Source organism: Halomonas sp. FeN2 (assembly GCF_020595105.1).
GTDB lineage: Bacteria > Pseudomonadota > Gammaproteobacteria > Pseudomonadales > Halomonadaceae > Vreelandella > Vreelandella neptunia.
Window position 1 is genome coordinate 3,416,262 of sequence record NZ_CP074200.1, and the last position, 20,124, is coordinate 3,436,385.

Consider the following 20,124-nt stretch of genomic DNA (forward strand, 5'->3'; position numbering starts at 1 on the left):
TCAGTTGCATGAATCATCTGCATAGTAATCCTTCTGTGGCCCGTGATGCGATTATCGAGGCCATCGATATGGTGCCCATCGGCAGCTATTTGCCGGCTAACGGCGGCTATGGAAGCGCGCGGGAAATCGGCCACGCACGCATGGCCACCCTGGTGTTTGTACGTTTTTCGGCAGGTATTGTCGGTATTGGCGAGTGCTATGGCCCGCCCAAGACCACGCTGGCCTATTTGGACATTCTGCGCGAAGCCTATGTGGGGCAAAGCGCCTTCGACCACCGTGTGATCTGGCGGCGAATGACCAATGTGCTCTACCACGTGCGCGCCCAGAGCCAGCTCGCCGCGGCAGTCAGCGGGCTGGATATTGCACTGCACGACGGCCTTGGCAAGCTGCTGGGTCTGCCGGTTTACCGGCTGCTGGGCGGGGAAGAGCAGGACTCCGTGCAGGTCTACGCCTCCGGTGGCTATTTTCATGAACCGGCGGCGCTGCCTCTGGAAGCGCAGCTTGAGCGCGTGGCGGGGCAGTTTGATGGCTACAAGATCAAAATTGGTCACGGCATCAGAAGCGACCTTGAGCGGATGCAGAGCGCACGGCGGATTCTGGGCGATGACGTGGCCATCATGGCCGATATCAACGGGGCCTACACGGCGGACATCGCGCTGGAATCCATGGCCGCTTTGGCGCCGCTGCGCCCTTACTGGATCGAGGAGCCGGTGGCACCTGAAGATCTTCCGGGTTTCCGCCGCCTTGCCTCGCGCCGAGAGGGGCGTATTGCTGCGGGCGAGGCTTCGGTCAATGCTGTCGAGTTTCGTGAGCTGGCCGCCACCGGTGGTGTGGATGTGCTGATGCCGGATCTCAACCTATGTGGCGGCTATGTAGAAGCGCTGCGCATTGCAGACATGGCCCAGTTAAACGGCTTGAGAATCTCGCCTCACGTATGGGGAAGCGCAGTGGGCATTATGGCCGCCGCCCACTTCGCCGCCGCGCTGCCGCCGCATCCGCATCCCGACCGTAACCATACGCCTACCTGGGTCGAGTTTGACGTATCGGCCAATAACCCCCTGCGTGAAGCACTTTTAACGTCGCCGTTAAGCCTTGACCATGGGCGTCTTGCACTGCCCAGCGCTCCAGGGCTGGGTATCGAAATCGATGACGAGAGGCTGCAGGCGCTTAAGATTGATATTTAAGTAAGCCAATGCGCTTAGAAGCCGATACGCCAGGGGGATGCTCTGTTTAATCCGCCCACTGCCAGGGCGGTTCATCTAGCCACCCCTGGCCTAGGATAACGGTCTCACCAAACTCTTTATCCAGCGCGATAGAGTTACAGGCCTGATCTTGTTCCAGTGTCGCCACTAAGCGTGGCGCGTGGGAGACCACCCACACCTGGGTTTCCCGCGATGCACGGATAATCAGGCGGCCCAAGGCGGGAAGCAAATCCGGATGTAGACTGGTTTCTGGCTCATTCAACACTAGCAAGGAAGGCGGCCTGGGGGTGAGCAGCGCCGCCACCAGCAACAGATAGCGAAGCGTCCCGTCTGATAGTTCGGACTGGTTTAAGGGGCGCAACAGCCCCTTTTGTAGAAACTGCAGTAGAAAGCGATTACCAGCGTCGGCTTCAAAATTAATGGTGGCGCCGGGAAAGGCATCTTCAATCGCCTCGTACAACGCCTCTCGGTCGCCGATCTCGTGGATAGTTCGCAATGCGGCCACTAGACTGAGGCCATCGTGATCCAGCACCGTGGTGCGGGTGCCGATTTGCGGTGTGCGGATGAGGGAATTTGGATCGGTTCGGAACTGATCGTAGAAGCGCCAATGACGAATGGCTTGCCGAACAGCGTGGACTTCAGGCACGGCGACCGGGTCACTGATTTCGTTCAAAATGCTTTCGTAGCTATTAAGGTGGGCATCGTAAACCTGCCATTTACGACCTGCACGCACTTTGACCACAGACCCAACGCGGTCAATCAAACAGTTACTGGGTCGGCAGACATCGCCTGCCCAAATGCATTCCCGTTTTATCTCGGGGTCGAACTGGAACATGGACGGATCTTGGTAGCCCGCAAAGCCCTGAGAGGCGGGCATCCCCAATGAAATGGCGTAGCCGAAATCTTCACCCACAAAACCCAGCCTAAGCCGGGGGCTGTTTTTCTTAGCAGATCCCTCAATGGCAGCGGAGCCCTCTCGCATGTCTTTGGTGAGTTTTTCCGGGCCAGCCCAGAAGGTGTAATCAAGCCCGCCCTCTTGAGCAATCGATGAGATAAGATTGCCTTTGGCTGTTTCTGCCAATAATCGCAGCGCTTTGTATAGGTTGGACTTGCCGCACCCGTTGGGCCCCGTCACTACATTGAGACTCGACAGGGGAGAAACAATTTTTTTCAGGCTGCGGTAGTTGGATACGGCAAAGGTGTTGATCATAGGCTCTGCGGCGTTGGGGGCTGGCTGCTCTGAGCAGCGTGAAAATAACAGTTTAGCCCTAAGTGCCCCCTCACTAGAAGACATCGATAGCTGGAGATCTTAAGTGCCAATTGAGAGGTGGAATGTTCATATTCTCGATTTCGGTGAGGGTTTTGGTCGGCAGTTGCCTTTATTCTGTACTAGCTGTCTGACGAGAGTTTCATGCGGGCATCACTTCTTCTCAGTATTAAAAGATTCTCGGAAATATACCGAAAGACTGGATCAGGCAAGAACGAAAGAGTATTTGGCATTCTGATCCGTTCATTTTGAATCTATCATTCATATGCTGATGAAGCGACTAGCAAACCAAGCCTTCTTCTCTAAAAGAGCTAATTAACTCACATGTAGGAGATTAGAGGGGGAAGCGATCCATGAGGTTGCTTTTAGCTCAGTAGGTTGATCGAATAGTTAAACGTAAGGAGTGAATCATGAAGCTTTTAAATGCGGCCTTAATCATTGCGTTACTGCTTTCTTCAGGCGTAGCACTTGCTGAAAGAGGCTCGGATGAAGATAACAGGATTGTTTATGCTGAATCGACATCTACAGATAGCGGTAACCAGGACATTCCGGCCTCCCAGGTGCTTTCTGACAACCCTTAAATCGAGCTAAATAGCTCAGTTGTAGGTAGTTTTTTTTGAAGTAACTTAAAGTCATTGAAACTGCTCGGTGGCTTGTGGATTTTAAATTAATCACATGTCGCAGAGTTGGTCGAATGATGGATGGTTATTTAGGATAAGGAGTAAATTATGAAGATATTAATTGCAGCCTAAATGGTTATATCAGTACTTTTCTAAGGTAACAAAATCCGTTGAGAGAGGTTCCGATGAAGATACGGAGGTTGCTTGCCTCGAGTCAATGTCTTCGCAGCAAGCGAAAGGAGTTTTTCATTATCTGAAACGCTGGTTATAAACCTTTAAGCGAACTATTGATTTTGATTTAGAAAACAATGCCGGGCGGGCCTAGTCGTTTTAGGCCCGCCCGTTTATTTTCAGGCTTCCATTCGATTCAGTAAGATTGATCCCTACGCAATGATACCCACCTTGCAATACGCTGTTGTCCGCTCATGGCAGCTACCATCAAACTGGGCAGGAAGGTCAGCGTGATGACCGTGGAAAACGCGATACCGAACATCACGATGGCGCCGAGGCCACGGTAGAGTTCAGTGCCTGCCCCGGGGATAAGAACCAGTGGGGCGATACCGAAGATGGTGGTCAGGCTGGACATCAGGATCGCGCGCAGACGGATATTGACCGCATCATCGACGGCCGCGACGATGGATTCCGCGCCTTCTTCCAGCCGCTTGTAGGTTTCCTGAACGATCAGTATCGGATTGTTGACGACGGAACCGAGCAATACCAGGAAGCCGAGAAGTGTGATCATATCGAAAGGCTGGTGGATGCCAAACGGAGCGCCGACGCCGTTGAGTATCGCCAAGCCAAGAATCCCGCCCGCGAGTCCCAGTGGGATTGTGGCCATAACGAATAATGGCCGCCCCCAGTGGCGGAAAATCGCCACCAGCATCAGATAGCACAACAACACCGCAATCATGAAATTACCCGAGACCGCTTCACGAGTAGCCTGTAACTGATCGCTGGCGCCGGTGATATCTATCGATACTCCGTGAGGGATCTCGCCAGCGACACGCATGGCCTCAATCAACTCGTTTTCCACGCGTTCGACGCCCGTTTCCAGCGCCACCGAGCGCGGCGGCACGATATTCAGCGTCATCGTACGGCGCCCGTCCAACCGCCGAATGCTGTCCGTATCGACGGACTCGTTCAAATCGGCCAATGCGGAAAGTGGCAGCACGTCGCCAGACGGTGTGGCAATGGGCAGGTCACCTAGGCGCTCCGCCCGCTGCTCGCTACCCGCGCTGCTGAACAGGTAGATGTCGACCCGGCGGTCATCGAGGATCATCTGGTCGGCGAACGCACCATCGCTTAGCGCCGCCACGGAATAGCCAAAGCGTTCCGCATCGAGCCCGACTTCCACCAGTCGCTCCCACCGAGGCTGGATCTCCAGCAATAATTGATCCAGGCTGAGTGAGCTGGGTTCTGAACCAATCTGCGCATCGTCGAACAGTGCTCCTGCACGGGCATAGGCAAGGCTCGCAACCTGATAGATCTCGGCAAGATCAGAGCCGGAAATGTCCATGTTGATACTGCGCGTACCGCCATCGTTGGTGGAGATGATGGAGCCCCGTGAGGCGAATGCGCGCATGCCCGGCCAGGCCGTAAAGCGCGCCTCGAGGGCGCCCATTAACGCCTCCAGATCGGTGGGATCTTTCGGGTCGGTAATAACACGAATGCCCTGGGCGTCGACGAACATGGCGAAGAAGCGCAGTGCGGGCATATTCGTTTCGCCACGGTGGAAGCGTGCCGGTTCGTCATCAAGACGCTGCTGCAGCTCCGGGATTAGCTCCTGTGCGATGGATTCCATCTCCGTCAGATTGTAGCCCGGCGGTGCGATCATGTTAGAGAAGATGCGCGCCTCTTCGCCTTCCGGCAAGTACTCTGCCGGAGGGGTTAGCCACACCACGACCCATGCCGACAAGCCAAGCGTGCCGAGTAGAATCGCTATTCGCCGTATCGGACGGCGATAGGCGCGGGTGATCCAACGGCCGATGCGGTCAAAGGCGCCGTCCTCGAAGGTAACTCCTGGCTGGATTGCCGGTAGCAGTCGTGCCGCCATCGCCGGTAGCACGGTTACCGCAACGGCCATCGACGCAAGGATAGAAGAGGAAATCGCAATCGCGATATCCGAATAGAGCTGTCCGGCTTCCTCCTGAATGAACAGTGTGGGGGCAAATACCAGGACTGACGTAAGCGTGCTCGCCATGACCGCCGTCCAGACCCGGCGCACACCCGCCACTGCGGCATCGAAGGGTTTCAGGCCACGTCGCCGTGCCTGGTCGATGCTTTCGAGGACGACGATGGTGTTATCCAGTGTCATGCCGATGGCAAACGCTACGCCGGCCAATGAGATAACGTTCAGCGTCCGGCCTGCGAGTAACAGGCCTATAAAAGCGGCGATCGTACAGACCGGTATGGCAATCACCCCGACAAAGGTGCTGCGCGCCGAACGCAGGAAGGCAAACATTATCAGTGTTGCCAGCAATGTCCCGAGCAAAAGGTTATTCCAGACGTTGGCGACCGAGTCCTCAACGTAGCGCGCATCTTCGTTGATCAGCGTCATTTCAAGACCCAGCGGCGCCAGAATCTCGTTGCTGATCGCCTCGACTGCCGGCAGTACGGCATACTTGGTCTGGACGACATTCGATCCCGTTTCGCGGCGCACCGCCAGGATCAGTGAAGGTAGGCCGTTATAGAATGCCCGGGTACGCATTTCATGGTGACTGAGCCGGATATCGGCCAATTCGGAGAGCCGCATCAAGGCGCCACGGCGCTCGGCAATGATCAACTCGCCCATATCGGTGGGCTCACGGAAGCGGCCGATCGTGCGTGCCATAACACTGCGCTTTCCACTGTCCAGGTCGCCCGCTGAACTGTCGACGTTACGGGTCTGAAGTGCATTGCGCACATCGGTCATGTCGAGCCCGCGTTCGGCCAAACGGTACGGATCGATTTCTACGCGCACCTGCCGTGCTTCCGCACCCCATATTTCCACGAGCGAAACACCATTGACGCGCTCCAGACGGGGGCGAACCTCATCCTCCAGAAAGTTGCGCATCATCGCCAAATCGAGATTTTCCCCACTTTCCGCTCGTGGCCCGATGCGGAAATACATGAAGGGTTCGTCCGAGGAAGAGACAGTCGTCAGGGCGGGGGCATCGACATTTCCAGGGTAGCTGGATACTTGGCTAAGCGCGTTGTTGGTGCGTATCAGCGCTTCATTAATGTCGACGCCGAAGGGAAACTCCAGCTCGATACTGGCTTGGCCGATGCTGGCGGTGGAAACCATTCGTTGGAGATTGGGCAAGGTGCGGAGGTATTGTTCCTGCTCGATAAGGATCTCTTGCTCCACGTCACGGGGAGATGCCCCGGGCCAGCTTGTCTCCACGCTGATGGTGCGTACTTCCAGGTCGGGAATCATCTGAACCGGTACCCGCAGCGCAGCAGTGATCCCCAGTAAGCACAGGATCAGAACCGCGACGGCAATCAGGGTGCTGTGATGAATAACGCGTCCGAAATCCATGTGTTAGCGCTCCACCACTTCCACGGGCTGACCATCGGTCAGGGCCTCGTTGCCTCGGGTGACGACCGGATCGCCCTGGCGCAGGGTGTCGCCTGCAACGGCGACCTGACCGCCCTGTTCATACAGAATTTGCACCTGGCGCCGGCGGGCGATGCGTTCATTGTTTGTGTTATCGACGATGTAGACGCTGTGACTGCCATCCGGTTGGCGCAGCAACGCATCGCGACTGATGGCCAACGTATCGGTTGCTTGCGGGGGTAAAGAAATTTCTGCTCGGGCGGAGGTGCCAGGAAGTAATCGACCCTGTGGATCGTTTACCAGTAGTCGAAGTAGAAAGGTTCTCGCCTCGGGGTCGGTGACGGGAACCCGCGCAATGATCTGCGCTGGCAATGGAGTGTCACCCAGCGTATCGGCAAATACCTGCGCTTGTGTCTGATTATCCAACTGCTCAAATCGCTCTTGGGGCACTTGCACATCCAGACGTACACGATCAATCGCGACTAACGATAACACCGGCGCTCCCCGTTGCACCCATTCGCCAACTTCGGTGAGTTTTTCGGCGACGACGCCTGGGAAAGGGGCTGGCAAACTGTGCCGTTCAACCAGTTCTTCCTGCTCTCGTGTGGCTGCCTGAGCGGAGGCTGCCGATGCACGTGCTAGATTTAGCGCGGCAACACGCGATGCGACCTCTGTTGCGGGGATGGCTTGGCGTTCAGCAAGCCGCTGTGCCTCATTAACCAAGCGCTCGGCCTCACGTACCGAGGCGTTTGCCTCTTCCTCCTGAGCGCGAGCACGCATGAGCGCCTGTTGTGCAAGGGCCGGGTCGAGTTCGAGGAGTCGCTGTCCGGTCTCAACATGATCACCCGCTTCAACATGCACGTGTGCCACGAGCCCGTCCGCGCGAGGGGAGAGGCGTGTCTGGCGCTCAGCGGTTAGGGTGCCCGTAAGTGACAACTGCTCGCCTAACGTCGCCAGTTCCGCTGGTATCGCTGAGACAGGTACGGCAGCACGCTCATTGTCACTTATATTATCTTCAGCAGGGGTGCCACAGGCGGTCAGAAGAAAACAGGCGAATCCAGAAAGCCAGAATTTGATGGTCATAGTCATCCTCTCCGGCCATCCTCTGCTAGGAGAAAGCCATCAGTGGGTTTCGATTACTGTGAATGGAGTAGTGCAGGTGCCACTCCGTCATCGCACGCCGATGCGCTCACCGCTAGCGGCAGGCCGAGGCTTGCGTCGGACGATGCGGTAGACGGTGGCGGGAGGGACGTTTACGAGTATGCGACCGACACGTATTGCCTTCAGCCCAAGGCGATCGAGCAGCGCTCGGGGGATCGGGCAACGGGGGCCATAAGTGAACTGATAGAAAGATCCTTCGGGCCGCATTTTGGCAAAAGCACCGTCCAGAATGGCGATCATCTTGCGTGGAGACATTGACAGCATGGGCAACCCACTGACGACAGCACCGGCATGTGCCCCGTCGAAAAACTTAACTTCGTGTAGCCGTGAAGCATCAATAAAAAACGTGTGGGCATGCCCGAAGCGATGCTGTAGCTTGGTAACGAATGCCGCGTCATTCTCGATTAATGCTATGTTTTTCTGGTCGATACCACGCTCAATGAGTGCGTGTGTAAAGACACCCGTCCCCGGCCCAAGCTCGATGATCAGGCCCGTATCCGTAGATATTTCCGAGGTGATAAGGTTGGCCAAAGCTCGACCGGAAGGCATGAGCGCACCAATACTCAGTGGGTTAAATAGCCAAGCCTTGAAGAATAAAAATATATCGGACAGGTTTCTAGGTTCCATAGCTTTTCTAAACTCTTCCAAAGGATCGAAGACGGCAGCATCTGCTAAGGCTATCGATTGTTAACAAGGCCCTGCCTACTATTAATACTTCGCTGCTCTCTATATGTGATTATCTCTGCTTACCGAGCCGGACTAACAAAACTTTTCGCTGGGAATGAAAAAGTAAGCCATGGTTGTACCCACAGTGTGTCAAAGATTGGTTATTTTGTAGCAAGGTGCATCAAGGTAGCTAAAGCGCGATAAATCTTGCTGAAGCTACGCAGCTATTTATCCATCGGAGGAGGTTTCTATTGCGAATGGTCGAGGTCAAACTCATCGAATGCTAAGCAGTGGTTTCAGGCAAATGCTGATTGGCGGTCGGGGGGAGTTTCTGAGGCTTACCGATTGGGCGTCCTCCGTCTTGCGAGTGATACGGTGCTGCTACCTGTCTCTTCCAGCAAGTATATTCGGGGGCTGCTTTTCTCAGATTCTGCGGTCGAGTCGTTATTGATGGTTATTTCGCCGTTTGATTTTTAGCACAGCAATTAAGAAGTGGTTTAGGTCAGCAAGAATATAACTAAAAGAGTCCCTACGCCTGCCACTCCTATTATGTTGGTGAACTCTACTATTTCATCCTCTGTATCATTTGGTAGCCAAGCTGTAGTGCTTTTTGATTTTATTTTGGAAAATATTAAGGCTGTAGTGCTAGCTTCAACGCTGAAGATGGCAATGACGCTTTCAATTGATCCTGAATTAAGAAGCATCATGGGTAAAGCTAAAAAAGCGGTTAAAGTTATTGTAATGCGTAAAGCAAAGCACTGTGAATGGCTTAATGTTCCAGGGGATTCCGGGAACCAAACATTTGAGAATGACGTTTTCTCTTTCATGCATAGCGTTACAAAAAAACGCTTGGATAGTGAAAGTATAGAGATAACCATTTTATTGCACCTATTCTCCATGAGCCCCGAAAAGCTCAGTCGGGGGAACGTCGATTAGTCTCCTGTTACCTCGCGGATATCATCGAGGAGGTCGTCAAAGTAGGGATTCCAGGTCAGGCGGGCGTGGTATTTTTCCGCGTCTCTCTGACCCCATGCGCCGAACCAGAGGGTGTTAGGGTCATCGGGTGGCGCGAGACCGTCCTGGCCGTTTTCCAGCATGAGGTAGCTGCCCGCTTGACCGTAATAGGTATTCTCTGGCGCAAACAGCACATTCATGTGGGAAAAGTTGCTGATTCGCCGATCGGGAAGGTGGCTGGTAAGGGCGGTGACGCGGGAATCTTCACGGTGCTGGGGTGGGTCGCCGTACCAGATGAAGTGCGATTGTGGGTTGGGAAAGCGGTTTTGAAAGGCCGTGAGCGTCGCGTTGGGGTCAAGGACGCTATCATGTTGACTCATCGTCATCAGGACAGGTTTATTAAAGCGTGCGGTTTCGAGATTTTTCTGCACGGTACTGACCGAGTGATAATAGAGAGAGGCCCCGCGTACTGGAAGTGACTGGTAAGTGACAATATTGTCTTCATCATCGATATCGAGCCAGTCCCATAAATAAGCAATGGTCGGGGCGAGAAATAGATAGTGGGTATCGGGGTAAAATCCAGGAGAAAACAGCAACAAGCCATCGACATTGTCGTCTGTGAACGCATGGGAGGTGACTAGGTTACCTCCGGTGGAGAAACCGCCAAGCCAAAGTTCATCGACCTCGGCTGCAAGCAGTTTGGCGTGATGGGCAATTATTTTTTCCCAATCATCATTATCAGGCAGCATCAGATCGGCGGGGCGTGTGCCGTGGCCGGGCAGAAGGATTGAGCGAACCAGCCAGCCGTCATTCGCCATGGCGGTGGCGATATCGATGAAATACCACGGGCTTGCGCCCAGTCCATGCACTAACAGGATACCGCGTTTGGCCGGTTTATCAGGGCGGAGTTCGAACGGCGTATTGAGCTGTATTTCAAGGTCGCGGTCGTCACTGATGAAAGCGCGGTTATCCGCAATCCATGCACGTGTTTCGCGCACATATTGATCGAAACTCTCCTGATCATAGCGAGGCAGGTTTTCTGAGGGTTGAAAACCAGTGGAGTCCGGCGGCACGGCGCAGGAGGTCAGCAGGAAAAGTGTGAAAAGTAGAACGCTAAGGCGGCTAATCATAGAACCCTCTCTGTAGGTGCTTGCCTCTAACAAAGAGTCACAAATGTGCTCCCTCTTCCTTAAAATGGTCGGGCAGGCGGGCTATGTAGTGGTTAACGAGCAGCGTTATTATTTCGACGGTTACGGTCATTTAACTGTTTAAGGCAAACCCCGGCAGCACTGCCTCGGCCTCTATAGCGATTAACCATTCTGGTTCGGCAAGGCCGTACACAATCAACCAAGTAGCCGCCGGCGGGGCGATGGGGAAACGATGCTTCAGCGCCTCCATTACTACTTGCTGGTCGTAGCGAGCGGATTCGGCTAAGTAGATCCTCAACATCACTACCCGAAATAGATCTCCACCAAGGCTTGATAGCAATCGTTCGATATTGTCCAGCGCCGCCTCAGTCTGCTCGGGAAGTTCGGGGCCCGCCAGCTCTCCTGTGGTATCCACCCCTACCTGGCTAGACATCAGCACCCGGGTGCCTCCCTGAACTAATACCGCTTGGCTATGACCTTCGGTCAACGTATTGGGCAGATTGGGCGGGTTTAACGGTTTGCGTCTTAAAATTTGCATGACCACCTCCTTAGTAAGTTCATAGGGTTGCTTGTAAGGATGACCACTCAATCGCGCCTGATACTCTGTTGAATGAGCAATGGCCGCTGGTTGTCAGCATGTTTTCAATACATGCAGTCAACGTCGTCGCTAATTTGTGTTCTGGTTAAGAGCTTCTGTGTTCGACGAGCCTATGGTTCCACTATCGGCCAACTTTTCTTTCTCGTTTCTTACTGACATTGCGTTTGCACCAAACACACTGCAATTCGTAAGACCAACCATTTAAAGCAGGCCTGCCGTGAGCGCCTTGAGTGTTGCCGCAGCACGTGTGGCACAGTTTGGTTTTCGGAAAATGCTCTCAACATGAGTACCAACGGTGCTGAGGCTGATACCCAGAACGCGGGCGGTTTCTTTATTTCTCGCACCATTGATAACCAGCCTGGAGACGTTGTCTTGGCTGACCACTCCTGGGATGGCTGGCGATTACTGAGACGAGGAACCACCCATGTCACTGCCTTTTCAAATGACCTTGGGGTGGGCGTTCACCTTGACGGTGGTACGCTCGTTCGCTGGTAATATTTTCGCGGGAATCGCTTTCACTGGCCTCGTTTTCTCTGCATAAGGTCATGATCAACCCGGGATGGGCGTTATGGGCCGAAAGCTCCCAACCGTGCGCCATGGCAATCTCTTGGCAGATGGCCAGCCCCAAGCCTGCTCCATGGTCGCGCCGATGCGCCCCACGCCAGAAGCGTGAGAACAGCAGGGCCAATTGCTCTGGTTCGACGCCTGGGCCACGGTCACGCACAGTTATTATATTTTCCTGGATTTCCATGCTGACGAGAGTCTGCTCGGGGGCGTGCTGAATAGCGTTCTCAAGCAAGTTCTTGAGCAGAGTGAAGCATGCCCCGCGATCAGCCTCCCATGTCACCCCTTGATCCGCGGCAAGCACCGTTAAATGCACGTCGGCGGATTCAGCCATGCGCTGCAAGTAGGTGGAAGCTTCGTGGGCGATGTCGTGCATTCGAACAACGCTAAAATGGTAGTTGTGCGCCTCGCTCGCTTCGGCCAGAAGTAGCAGTTGTTGCACCTGGCGTGTCATGTATTCGACATCGCTCAATAGCGCCTTGCGGTCATTTCGCCCTTCCTCAAGCAACTCAACCTGCCCGCGGATCAGCGCCAGTGGCGTTTTTAACTCGTGGGCCGCGTGGCCGAGAAACTCCTGCTGCAGGCGATAACCCCGCTCAAGGCGTTCCAGGGCGTGATTGAAGCTATGTACCAGCGGGGCAATTTCCACAGGCACTGCGTCCGTATCGAGCCGGGCGTCTATAGAGCGCGGCGAGATAGCCGCCGCCGATTTGGAAACATCGCGCAGCGGCTTGAGGGTTAAGCGCAAGGTAATGTAGGCGCATAAACCGAAGGCAACGAACATGACAAAGCCAAACACCAGTACGCCCGCTACCACTAGTGGAAAGGCTACGAGATAGAGAACATCAACGAATCTTGAACTGGCGACGAACTGCAGATACCACGTTCTTCCACCGTGCTCAAAGGGCTCCGTGGCTCCGTAGAAAGTTCTGTCATCATACTCAAAGGAAAAGGTGCCACGCGCCAAACGTAAAACTTCGCCGTCGGCTGGCCAGAAAGCTTCTCCGGCACTCGAGGCCACCGCCACGTTCCCGGCATCATCCAGAATCCGGTACGCCGTCTCGCGCTGTGGGCCTTCGTATAGCCAAGCGCGGTCGTCCATGCTGGCGTCGAAACCAACGGGCCAGCCACGACTGTCGAACTCGACATTGTCCACCAGCCCATCGGCCGCGTCGGCCATATCCATACGAGGCAGTAGATCGCTCTGAAGCACCACTGCTGCGGCAATTACCAGCAGTGTGATACTCAGCACCATACCCGCCAAATAGGCCAGCAGCACCTTCAGCCTCAGGCTATTGAGCGTCATCCGCTTGACGAAGCGCATATCCCATCCCTCTGACGTTGGCGATCCGCTGGTGCGAACCGATGGCAAGCAGCTTGCGGCGTAAACGGTGCAGGGCGACATCCAGGGCGTTCGGTGTCACCGCCTCGCTTAGCCCCCAGGCCGCCGCCTCTAGCGCGCTGCGGCGGACTACTTCATCGTGCTTGTAGAGAAGTAGCTGCATAATATGCAGCTCCGCCGGGGCAAGAGTAATGCTCTTGTCGCCGCTAAACAGAACGCCGCTTTCAGTATGCAGCCTCAGGTCGCCGTGAATGGGGTCGATTGAATGGAATTCCGCAGGGCGGCGCAGCAAGGCACGGACACGCGCCACCATCTCATCCATGGCAAACGGCTTGGGGAGGTAGTCGTCGGCACCGGCTTCGAGGCCTTCTAGCCTGTCATGCAGCGCATCGCGAGCCGTTAACACCAGGCAGGGCACGCTACGGCCCGCGTTGCGCAACTTCTTGAGCAATAGCAGCCCATCGCCATCCGGCAAGCCACGATCGAGTACCAGTGCCTGGTAGGGCATCTGCTGAACGGCAGCCCATGCCGAATCGATGCGGTCGACCACATCAACGGCGATACCGGCGCCCACCAGCCCTTTGCACATCAAGTGGGCTAGCCGGTCATGATCCTCGATCAGCAGTATGCGGCTCATCAGAATGTGTAAAGATAGCCAACTAACACGGCGTTTTGGGTCGAGCGATCCACCAGCGGGCTATCTTTGATTTCGTTCGCCAAGCTCGTGACCTCAACACCTACCAGCACAGAGTGATGCTGGTCAAACTGGTACACGCCGCGCACCCCCGCCTCGATATTGGTAGCCGACTCTCCCTTATAGGCGGGGCGATCGAAGCGAACCTCACTATCGCGAACACCGAAGTAGTAATCGACGTTCTTGTCGTCCTGCCAGGACGCCCCTAAGTATGGGGTTAGCATTATATGTTCGCCGAAATCCCACGTTCTCTCCAGGCCAAGATCGAAGCGCTGCCCGTCGCTGTTGCCGGAGACGTCGGTGAGCCATTCGGCGCTGACCTCGAACAGCTCGCTTTCCCACTCCACTTTTGCCCCCGCCCAGAAGCCCCCTTTGCGCTCGCTCATGCCGTTGAGAATCGGGGCATCGCTTTGCTCGTAGCCGCTCTCATCATACTGGGCGACGATACCGAAATTGAGCTGTTGAGAGTCGCTGATGACAAGACTCGGCAGTTTAAATTCGATTTCCGATCCGAAGACACTAATGTACCGGTTTTCGATCAGGAGCAAGGGAAATGGGGTGGTTTCCCTGTCGATACCGGCATAGGGATCCTGGTCGCTCATTGCACCTACGCCCAATCCCCAAGTGGTTTCGTCTGAATGTTCTTCGTCGGCGAACGCCAACGGAGAGGCAATAACAAGACCACCGATAAATGCGGCTGTCGCCAATCTTATAGTGGTGAGACGGCCGTCCAGCAATAGCGACTGATGAGAACCCATGGTTGCACTCCTAGCATGGTGTGAAAGTTAGAGTGGTATGACGGTGCCATCATCAGGAGGATTGTCTTACGCGTTTCTTACTGAAAACGGTTTTGATCAAGCGCTACGTCAGTAAGAAACGAGAAAGGAATACAGGCCGATAGTTGTTCAACAGAAATGCTTGATGTCGTTTTTCATCAACGAACTGAACAATTTGAAACAGGCCTGAATTATGTCATCTCCAACCGGAAAAATGTATCTCGGTATTACGATTGCCGTGATCGCTAGCGCCGCCGCCCTGGCATGTATGCAGGCGGTGTCGTCGGAAAGCGATGCCGTCGCCGAACCGACGGCGCAGCCCTCACTATCCGTCAACGTGACGACATTAGAACCTCAGACGCTTCCGACGACGATTGCGGCTAATGGTGATATCGCTGCTTGGCAGGAGATCATTATCGGTACCGAAATCGGTGGCCTGCGGTTGGTAGATGTGAAGGTAGACGTGGGTGATGAGGTCACGGAAGGGCAGGTGCTGGCCGTTTATAACGACACCACGGTGCGCGCAGAGCTGGCTAGGAGCCGCGCCGCCGTGGCGGAAGCCGAGGCAACGCTTGCGGAAGCGAATGCCAATGCCCAGCGTGCCCGAAGTTTGAAAACCACGGGATCGCTTTCAGAGCAGCAGATTCAGCAATACGAAACCGCCGAACTTACCGCCCGTGCGCGGCTAGGCGTTGCGCAAGCGCAGAATGAAGCCCAAGAGCTACGCTTGGCTCAGACGCAGGTGGTTGCCCCGGACGACGGTTTGATTACCTCCCGCACGGCCACTGTTGGTGCTGTCACCGGCACTGATCAGGAGCTGTTCCGGTTGACGCGCCATGGTCGCCTGGAGTGGCGGGCAGAGGTCGCCGCGTCTGATCTGAATGAGCTGCGACCGGGCCAGGCTGCCAGGGTCACCGTGCCCGGTGGATATGAGCTCGAAGGGCGCTTGCGCACCATTGCGCCGCTAGTGGACACCGCTACACGCAATGGTCTGGTTTATGTCGACCTACCGTTAAGCGATATCGCTCGGTCGGGAATGTTTGCCCGGGGGGAATTTGAGCTGGGCAGCCGACAAGTGATGACGCTACCCCGCGCCGCGGTGCAGCTTCGCGATGGCTTTGGCTACGTCCATCGCGTCAGCGATGAAGGCCAGATAACGGAGCAGAAAGTTTCCCTGGGCCAGCACACGGAGGATCGAATCGAAATTCGCGCCGGGCTTGAACCCGATGCCCGAGTGGTCGCCTCGGGCGGTGCTTTTCTTGGCAACGGTGATCAGGTGCGGGTGGTTGAGACCGACGCCGAGGAGGGGGTATGACGCTCAATACCTCATCCTGGGCGATTCGCAATCCTATTCCGGTTGTTCTGCTCTTCATCCTATTGACCTTCTGGGGGCTCATCTCCTTCCGAGGCTTGTTTATTCAGGACTTGCCGGATGTACAGCTGCCCCTCGTGGAGGTATCCGCCTCATTGCCGGGGGCGGCTCCCGCCTTAATGGAGAACGAGGTTGCCCGCAAGATCGAGGACTCCATCGCTACCGTCTCCGGCGTCAAAAACATCTCTACAACGCTGACGGATGGCAATGCCGACATTGCTATTGAATTCAGGCTGGAAAAGTCCTTGCAAGAGGCTCTTGAGGATGTGCGCGACGCTGTTGCTCGCATCCGCTCGGATCTACCCGCCGACCTGCGTGATCCAGTGATTCGGAAGGGTGAGTTTTTCAGTGAGCCGATTGTACGCTACGCGGTGAGCTCCTCCGATCTAGACGATGAGGCACTCTCCTGGTTCGTCGATGACAAAATGACCAAGGCCGTCTTGTCGGTGCCAGGCGTTGGCTCGGTTCGGCGTATCGGCGGGGTCGATCGCGAAGTCCGCGTGGCATTGGATCCGGACCGCCTGCTGGCGATGAACACGACAGCGTTGGATATCTCGCGCCAGCTGCGCCAGGCGCAGTTGGAGGCGCCCGGTGGGCGCGTGGACGTCGGCGGAGCCGAACAGGCTGTGCGCATCATCGCCAACGCTGCATCCGCAGCTGAGCTGGCGACGATGGAGCTGGCACTCAGCGATGGCCGCCGTATTCGCCTTGATGAGGTGGCGACGGTTACCGATACCGTGGCCGAGCGACGCTCGATGGCATTGCTTGATGGTGCGCCCGTCGTCGGCGTCGAGATGACCCGTGCCGAGGGGTACGGCGAGGTGGATGTGGCCGAGGGGGTGCAGGCTGCTGTTGCCGACTTGCAGGCGCAATATCCCCATGTCGAGGTCGAAGAAGCCTTCAATTTTGTTGGGCCGGTGCTGGAGAACTATCAGGGCTCCATGCATATGCTATTCGAGGGGATGGCGCTGGCGGTGCTGGTGGTGTTCTGCTTTCTACGCAATTGGCGGGCCACGCTGATTGCTGCGGTCACGCTTCCCCTCTCGATCATCCCCACCTTCGCTTTCATGCACCTGATGGGCTTCTCGCTCAATGTGGTGACGTTGCTGGCGCTCTCGCTGGTGATCGGGGTGCTGGTGGACGATGCCATTGTCGAGATTGAAAATATCGAACGGCACCTGCTAATGGGCAAGCCCCCGCGCCAGGCTGCAATGGACGCGGCGGCGGAAATTGGCCTGGCCGTTGTCGCTACCACCTTTACATTGATTGCCGTTTTTCTGCCCACAGCCTTTATGAGCGGCACCGTCGGGCAATTCTTCGTTCAGTTCGGTTGGACGGCCTCGGTAGCGGTGCTGTTTTCGCTGCTGGTGGCGCGCCTTCTCACGCCCATGCTGGCTGCGTATCTGCTGCGCAAACCACAACATCCCTCGCGCGATCCAACGTGGATTAACGTCTATCTTGTCGTCGCCCGTTGGTGCCTGCGCCACCGTAAGACGACGCTCCTCGCGGCGGCGGCCTGCTTTGCAGGAGGTATCTGGCTGGCCTCGACCCTGCCGGGAACCTTCATACCCCCCGATGATAATTCCCAGACGCAGGCGACGCTCACCTTGCCGCCCGGTAGCACCTTGTCTGAAGCGGAGGTGCTTGCCGAGCAGGCACGCTCACGACTGGTGACGCAACGGCATGTAGTCAGCGTTTTTGCGGCCATCGGTGAGAACTCCGGCAGCAGTGACTCTGATGTGACCTCGGTGGAACTGACCGTGGGTTTGGCGGATCGCGCAACCCGCGCGGGCGTTACGCAGCAAGACATAGAGCAGCAGTTACGTATTGCACTCGCCACGCTTCCCGGCGTGCGAACTCGCGTAGGTGATGAGGGGGATGGCTATGAGTTGGTGCTTGCCGGTAAGGATAGCCGGGTGCTTGAACTGCATGCTCGCCAAGTCGAGCGGGAGATGCGCGCCATTCCGGGCATCGGCGCGGTGAGTTCGACGGCCAGCCTGGTCAGGCCTGAGCTCATTGTACGCCCTGATTTTGCCCGCGCCGCCGACCTTGGGGTCTCGGCTCAGGCCATCGCCGATACGCTGCGCATCGCGACCGTGGGCGATAACGCCGAGGATCTTCCTAAGTTGAATTTCAGCTCGCGTCAGGTGCCGGTGATGGTTCGGCTGGCGGATGCCGCGCGGGAGGATATGGCGACCCTTAAACGGCTGCCTGTGCCGGGTGTTAATGGGAGGAGGGTGCCACTCGAGAGTGTTGCCTCCTTCGAGTGGAGCAGCGGACCTTCGGAAATCACCCGGCATGACCGTCTGCGCAACGTCAATTTCGAGGTGAGCCTGCAAGGGCAGCCTTTGGGGGAAATTGAACAGGCCGTGCAGGCACTGCCCAGTTTACGTCAGTTGCCACGCGGCGTGTTTCAGACAGCAGAAGGCGATGCAGAGGAAATGGAGGAGCTTGCCTCAAGCTTCGGGATTGCCATGCTGACCGGCGTGCTGTGTATCTATATGTTGCTGGTGCTGCTGCTCAAGGATTTCATGCAGCCGGTCACTATTCTGGTGGCGCTGGTGCTCTCCGTACCAGGGGCTTTCCTGGCGCTGTTCCTCACGCAGACGCCCGTGTCGCTGCCCGCCATGATCGGATTGATCATGCTGATGGGCATCGCCACCAAGAACTCAATCCTGCTGGTGGACTACATCATCATCGCCCGTCGGGTGCATGGGTTGGAACGTGTGGACGCCATTGTGGATGCCTGCAAAAAACGTGTCCGGCCCATCGTGATGACCACCATTGCCATGGGGGCGGGCATGATGCCGATCGCCCTAGGATGGGCTGGCGATCCCAGCTTCCGGGCTCCCATGGCCTTTGTCGTCATTGGTGGGCTGCTCACTTCAACGCTTCTGAGCTTGCTGGTTATCCCGGTGGTGTACAGCTACGTGGATGACATCGGCAATATCCTGGGGCGGTTCAAGCTGCCCCCAAACCACGCAACGCAAACATCGGAGTAGAAATTGTCATGAAACAGATCGAAAAAACCCTAGAGAGCCTGACAATGGGACGCCGTAGTTTTCTAACTGGCGCGGCGGCACTTGGTGTTGGTGCCGGGTTGTCCGCGCCTGCCATTATCTCCAGTGCTGCCGCGACAGAGAAATCGGTCATCGCGTTGCGAGACCAGGATCTGCCCTTTATCGCCACGGAAGAGACCTATACCACCGAGGAACTGATCGCGCTGAACGCGATTAACGATCAACACGTAGAGTACCTCAGGGAAACGGGTCTTGCCGAACTCGGCCCTGGCCGCATCGGCGCAATGGATAAGGCGGGGATCAATGTTCAAATCCTCTCCGCGCATACGCCGGGCGTGCAGAATGTCCCCGGTCAGGAGGGCATCGATTTTGCCTATCGTCTCAACAAGATGATTGCCGATGGCCCGATGGCCACCCATCCTGGGCGGTACCAGGCCTATGCAACCTTGCCTCTGCAGAACCCGGAAGCATCAGCGGACGAACTGGAACGCGCCGTTCGGGAAGATGGCTTTGTGGGGGCCATGACCAATGGGTTCATTGGCAACAAATTCCTCGACCACCCGGATTTCGAGCCCATTCTGGCGCGCGCCGAGGCGCTTGATGTGCCGATATACCTGCATCCAGGCTTCCCCCCGGAAGACGTGTTCAATATTTATTACAACACCGTGCGGCCAGGGTATGACCAATTGTTCCAGAACTACATTTTCAGCGGTTCAGGATATGGATGGCACCAGGAGGTGCTGACTCAATGTCTTCGCCTGATCATCACTGGGGTGTTCGATAAATTTCCTAAACTGCAGATGATTATCGGCCATATGGGAGAGGGCCTTCCGTTCTACTACGAGCGTATCGTGGGAGATATGAGCGAGTCGACGGAAGACTCGCTGAACAAGCCTATCGGGCAATATTTCAGTGACAATTTCTGGTACACAACCAGCGCATTCTTCCAGGATGAACTGCTTCATCTTTTGCTGAGGTACATCAGTGTGGATCGGGTGATGTTTGGAACGGATTACCCGTTTGCAGACATGAAGCAAGGAACCGACTGGTTTCGGGCGGTGGATCTGCCCCGTGAAGCCAAGGAAAAGATTGCGTTCCGAAATGCAGAAAAGCTGTTCGGAATAAAGGTCTGACGCATCCGCCCGGGATCGAATGATGCCGATTGGTTTTGGTGTCAGCGGGGGCATAACCGGAGATCACTGTGT

Annotated in this window: 16 protein-coding genes; 5 read left to right on the plus strand and 11 right to left on the minus strand. The window is 56.0% G+C overall.

Translation table 11 applies throughout. The features are described 5' to 3' along the window. Positions 1 to 8 precede the first annotated feature (8 nt). Positions 9 to 1,184 carry a mandelate racemase/muconate lactonizing enzyme family protein gene (locus KF947_RS15820; RefSeq protein ID WP_227404417.1) on the plus strand — a complete coding sequence of 392 codons (1,176 nt, stop codon included), beginning with the start codon at positions 9 to 11 and terminating at the stop codon, positions 1,182 to 1,184. Between the two features lie 46 nt (positions 1,185 to 1,230). On the opposite strand, the gene KF947_RS15825 is transcribed toward KF947_RS15820, so the two are convergent. After that, complete coding sequence (locus KF947_RS15825) at positions 1,231 to 2,412, minus strand: AAA family ATPase (protein ID WP_227404418.1); 1,182 nt, start codon at positions 2,410 to 2,412, stop codon at positions 1,231 to 1,233. A gap of 467 nt (positions 2,413 to 2,879) precedes the next feature. Here KF947_RS15825 and KF947_RS15830 point away from each other — a divergent pair, with 467 nt between their 5' ends. Then, the gene (locus KF947_RS15830) at positions 2,880 to 3,050 is read left to right on the plus strand and encodes a hypothetical protein (protein ID WP_227404419.1); all 171 of its coding nucleotides are present in this window, start codon (positions 2,880 to 2,882) and stop codon (positions 3,048 to 3,050) included. A 406-nt stretch (positions 3,051 to 3,456) separates the two neighbouring features. On the opposite strand, the gene KF947_RS15835 is transcribed toward KF947_RS15830, so the two are convergent. The 10 genes from KF947_RS15835 to KF947_RS15880 form a co-directional block, all read right to left on the minus strand. Next, on the minus strand, positions 3,457 to 6,606 hold the full coding sequence (locus KF947_RS15835; protein ID WP_227404420.1) for an efflux RND transporter permease subunit: 3,150 nt from the start codon (positions 6,604 to 6,606) through the stop codon (positions 3,457 to 3,459). Between the two features lie 3 nt (positions 6,607 to 6,609). Further along, on the minus strand, positions 6,610 to 7,707 hold the full coding sequence (locus KF947_RS15840) for an efflux RND transporter periplasmic adaptor subunit (protein ID WP_227404421.1): 1,098 nt from the start codon (positions 7,705 to 7,707) through the stop codon (positions 6,610 to 6,612). A gap of 87 nt (positions 7,708 to 7,794) precedes the next feature. Then, positions 7,795 to 8,334, minus strand: coding sequence for a class I SAM-dependent methyltransferase (locus tag KF947_RS15845; RefSeq protein ID WP_227404422.1), 540 nt, complete (start codon positions 8,332 to 8,334; stop codon positions 7,795 to 7,797). Between the two features lie 614 nt (positions 8,335 to 8,948). Beyond that, complete coding sequence (locus tag KF947_RS15850; RefSeq protein WP_227404423.1) at positions 8,949 to 9,329, minus strand: hypothetical protein; 381 nt, start codon at positions 9,327 to 9,329, stop codon at positions 8,949 to 8,951. A gap of 54 nt (positions 9,330 to 9,383) precedes the next feature. Then, positions 9,384 to 10,535: an alpha/beta hydrolase gene (locus KF947_RS15855; protein WP_227404424.1), complete on the minus strand. Its 1,152-nt coding sequence runs from the start codon at positions 10,533 to 10,535 to the stop codon at positions 9,384 to 9,386. 130 nt (positions 10,536 to 10,665) lie between these two features. Then, positions 10,666 to 11,091: a Rid family hydrolase gene (locus tag KF947_RS15860; protein ID WP_227404425.1), complete on the minus strand. Its 426-nt coding sequence runs from the start codon at positions 11,089 to 11,091 to the stop codon at positions 10,666 to 10,668. A 261-nt stretch (positions 11,092 to 11,352) separates the two neighbouring features. Then, complete coding sequence (locus KF947_RS22225) at positions 11,353 to 11,535, minus strand: LuxR C-terminal-related transcriptional regulator (protein ID WP_227404426.1); 183 nt, start codon at positions 11,533 to 11,535, stop codon at positions 11,353 to 11,355. A gap of 43 nt (positions 11,536 to 11,578) precedes the next feature. Continuing rightward, positions 11,579 to 13,039 (minus strand): ATP-binding protein, encoded by a 1,461-nt coding sequence (locus KF947_RS15870; RefSeq protein WP_227404427.1) that lies wholly within the window; start codon positions 13,037 to 13,039, stop codon positions 11,579 to 11,581. Then, the gene (locus tag KF947_RS15875; RefSeq protein ID WP_227404428.1) at positions 13,008 to 13,694 is read right to left on the minus strand and encodes a response regulator transcription factor; all 687 of its coding nucleotides are present in this window, start codon (positions 13,692 to 13,694) and stop codon (positions 13,008 to 13,010) included. The genes KF947_RS15870 and KF947_RS15875 overlap by 32 nt, the downstream gene beginning before the upstream one ends. After that, entirely contained in the window at positions 13,694 to 14,509 is an 816-nt protein-coding gene (locus KF947_RS15880) for a MipA/OmpV family protein (RefSeq protein WP_227404429.1), read from the minus strand. The genes KF947_RS15875 and KF947_RS15880 overlap by 1 nt, the downstream gene beginning before the upstream one ends. 211 nt (positions 14,510 to 14,720) lie before the next feature. On the opposite strand from KF947_RS15880, the gene KF947_RS15885 reads away from it, so the two are divergent. Genes KF947_RS15885 through KF947_RS15895 form a run of 3 tightly spaced genes read left to right on the plus strand, consistent with a single transcriptional unit; the run spans position 14,721 to position 20,052 of the window. Continuing rightward, a complete protein-coding gene (locus tag KF947_RS15885; RefSeq protein ID WP_227404430.1) occupies positions 14,721 to 15,842 on the plus strand; it encodes an efflux RND transporter periplasmic adaptor subunit in 1,122 nt (373 codons plus the stop codon). Then, positions 15,839 to 18,901, plus strand: a complete 3,063-nt coding sequence (locus KF947_RS15890) for an efflux RND transporter permease subunit (protein ID WP_227404431.1) — start codon at positions 15,839 to 15,841, stop codon at positions 18,899 to 18,901. The genes KF947_RS15885 and KF947_RS15890 overlap by 4 nt, the downstream gene beginning before the upstream one ends. Positions 18,902 to 18,909: 8 nt before the next feature. Beyond that, positions 18,910 to 20,052, plus strand: coding sequence for an amidohydrolase family protein (locus tag KF947_RS15895; RefSeq protein WP_088700738.1), 1,143 nt, complete (start codon positions 18,910 to 18,912; stop codon positions 20,050 to 20,052). Positions 20,053 to 20,124 lie beyond the last annotated feature (72 nt).